Annotated in this window: 2 protein-coding genes; both read right to left on the bottom strand. The window is 64.4% G+C overall.

Annotated elements, in window-relative coordinates:
• Positions 1–1,118 (bottom strand): porin (locus IEW34_RS14520; RefSeq protein ID WP_244641987.1); only part of this gene is annotated, 1,118 nt, incomplete at its 3' end.
• A gap of 613 nt (positions 1,119–1,731) precedes the next feature.
• A complete protein-coding gene (locus IEW34_RS14515; protein WP_188609931.1) occupies positions 1,732–1,980 on the bottom strand; it encodes a hypothetical protein in 249 nt (82 codons plus the stop codon).
• Positions 1,981–2,759: the final 779 nt, after the last annotated feature.

The raw sequence follows: 2,759 nt of genomic DNA, 5'->3' as shown, positions 1-2,759 counted from the left end.
TGCAGCCACAGCGCGTCACCCGGCGCCAGGAACGGCAGGTTGAACTTCACGCCGCCCTGGACGGCGTAGCCGTAGGCCGCCTCGGGCCGCTGCGGGTAGACACCGGCAGCAGCGACCGCTCCGGATGTAACGGGAACGCCGGCGTTGTTGTAGACGCTGAGGTTGTTGTAGCCGCCGATGGAGACCTGGTGCACGGCGGCCGAAATCTGGGCCGAGCCCCAGCTCTGGTCGACGCGCAGGTTGGCGACGAAGTCCGGCAGCTGCTGGCGCTGGGAGATGTCGACGAAGGCGTAGCCGAGGCGCTCGCCAGCCGCGTTGAACAGGTAGACCGGCGAGCCGTAGGTGCAGCCGTTGACACCGCCGTTGTTGCATAGCGCCGCCAGCGAGCTGGCGATGTTGCCGACGTTGGGCTGGCTGAAGGTGAGGTTGGCGCCGGGGATCGCGCTCTGCGGGTTGACCGAGAACAGCGGGTTGCGGCGGAATGAGGGATCTTCCGCCGACACCGTGGCGCTCCAGCCGCCACCGAACTGGTAGGTGTAGGCCAGGAGGTTGGTGGCGGAGACGTTCGAAGTGATCGAGAAGTTGCTCAGCTCGATGTCGGTGACGTAGAAGTCGTAGAACGACGAGGCGCGACCGGCGGTGAGGCCGGCGAACTGAATGAACGCCTTGTCGACCTCGACGTACTTGTACGAGCGGTTGTAGGTGTCGATGCCCGTGGCGTTGAACGAGCTCGGGCCGTAGTTGCGCAGGGTGCCGGAGGCGCCGTGCTGCTGGCCGGTGCGGCTGGCGATGTCGAAGCGGACGAAGGTCCGCAGCGTGCCCCACGCCGTGGAGGTGCGGGCGTCCACCTGAATACGGCCGGCGCCGATGAAGTTCGACCGATCGTTGCCGTTCAGCGAACGATACTGCGCAAACTCATACTGGAACTGAGCGCGGCCACCGATCTTGATGCAGGTATCGGTGCCCGGGATGTAGAAAAAGCCGACACCGTGAACGGAGCATACCTTCACGTATTCGACTGGCGCCGCCTTCGTCATCGGAAGATCGGCTGCCTGCGCCCCCGCGACGGCAAACAGACCTGCAGCAGATCCGAGGAGAAGGCTCTTTGCGAGCTTCATTATGACCTCCAACTTTCGAGACCCCTTGGGACCGGACTATTTTGACCACGTGCCCCGGAAGGCTCTTGGACGAATATGCCGTCTTCCCTCGTACGGCACCGCCTCATCGTTTCGAGGAAATGGGCGGGCCGGCGAACGGATTTGACCCGTTGCGTGTGTCACCATATCGCCCGCCCCCCGTCGATCAACCGCGAATTGCCCAAGCCGTCGCCAGCCGGCCGCTTTTGACACCCGCTGTTGCAGAAACACAACGAGCGCGAAACCACCCGGAAAGCCCGATGCTGCCAGGATTTCAGGGCTGCCGCGAAGATCCGGGCGCAGACCCACCCGGCGCAAATGCGTCACGATTGGCGGCACCATGGGCCACGGCGCGGCTCGCCCCTTCCGCACGGCGGTATTTCGGGCGAAAAGCAAGCCACGCCTCGGCCACGGGCATCTTGCCAGAGGGCGCGCATCGCACTGGAGCCGACGCCGGTGCGTTTGCCCGCCCACCGCAGCTGCGAATCGAACGAGCGCTCGGCGGCCGCATCTCAACCCGATTCGCGACTGGCATCCGCGCCGGCCGAACCGCCCCCGGCCGACGCGCACCGCCGGCCGAGGGCCCGGTCGACGCTCACGTAAACTCGTCGAGGTCGTCAGGGACCTCGCCGAAGCGCGCCAGAATCACCGCCTCGCCAAAGGCGCCGGCCGCTGGGTCGCCGGTTCTGGAAAGCGCCACCGCGCCTGCCTTGACGCAGGCCATGCGCTCGGCCGTCGCTTCGGCAAGGGAGGCCGACGGCATCTCGATCGGCTGCTCGGCGATCAGGGCGTCGTCGGCATCGCGCACGAACGACAACACGATGAAATAGGTGATCGTGCTCATGCGTCGTTATTTCGCCACGGCGTCGCAGCCGAAATATGGCGAAAGTCTCCGCTCGCCGGACGCCCTCGTGGATGCGTCGAGGCTTGGGGAGGCAGGCGCGCAAACCTCCCGTCCAGCACATCCCAGGCCCGGCTCCAGCAAGGGGGCCTTCGAGGGCTCACCGGCCGCGGCGCCGAGCCGGCGCGCCAGGGGCGATGGCGCCGCGGCCGCGCTCCCCGCCGTGCATCGACGTCGCCATAACGCGGGCTTTGCCATGGAGAGATGCAGCGTCATCTTATTCCGCGACGGTCAAATTCCGTGACACGCGGTTGATATTCCGCGCCGGCGCATCAATTTCCGCAATTCTTAGTATTCCGCACAAGCCAATACGTTTTTGCGGGAATCCACGAGTCTTCGATACTTGGCCATGCGAATCCGGAAGCCCTCCTTTCGTTGCATCGCAATATACGTGGTGGTGTTTTTGCCACAATCGACGTCAAATCAACTTTTCCAAAGAGATGTCGTTCGGACGGAGATTGCGCTGCTGTTCGACGTCGATAGTCTCGCCACAGCGGTGACTGCACTGCGACGGCGGCGGACTGCAAGCAACAGTAATTTCTGGCCAGTCCTGCTGTGGGGATAACGGGATCTAACAAGGAGACTACCTATGAAGCTCGCAAAGAGCCTTCTCCTCGCATCGACGGCAGGCTTATTTGCCGTCGCGGGGGCGCAGGCTGCCGATCTTCCAATGACAAAGGCTGCGCCCGTCGAGTACGTGAGGGTCTGCTCGGTTCACGGCC

This window comes from Chelatococcus reniformis, from assembly GCF_014640075.1.
GTDB classification, from domain to species: Bacteria; Pseudomonadota; Alphaproteobacteria; order Rhizobiales; family Beijerinckiaceae; genus Camelimonas; species Camelimonas reniformis.
The sequence above is the reverse complement of the archived record's forward strand: the minus strand, read 5'-3'. Positions and strand labels throughout refer to the sequence as shown.